The organism is Staphylococcus sp. GDY8P94P (assembly GCF_017892255.1).
GTDB lineage: Bacteria > Bacillota > Bacilli > Staphylococcales > Staphylococcaceae > Staphylococcus > Staphylococcus cohnii.
On sequence record NZ_JAESKU010000004.1, the window covers coordinates 1 to 383 of the forward strand.

Consider the following 383-nt stretch of genomic DNA (forward strand, 5'->3'; position numbering starts at 1 on the left):
GCTAGTTTAGTTAAGGGTTCTTCTCAACATAAATAAATTTTCTCGTAATAAATTCGTGTTATTTTCTTGTCTACCCAGTAGACAAAGTAGACCCAACTGTTATTGCTTTACAGGTCTATTTTTCGTCGTTATAATCTAGTTAAATCCCGTAAGGGCGCACTTATGCGTTCTAAAAAGAACGCGTAAAAAACCATAATCGACCTTCGTCGATTTTTATCTTAGTTTTAAGGAATCGGCGTTGTGGCGCAGATATAAAAATTAATACTGCACGAACTAGAATCGACGTTGTAGCGTAGATATAAAAATTAATACTACATAGAAATTTAACTAAGATTTAAGCTACTAGTTTTTTGCTAGTAGCTTTTTTTATTTTCTTAATTTTT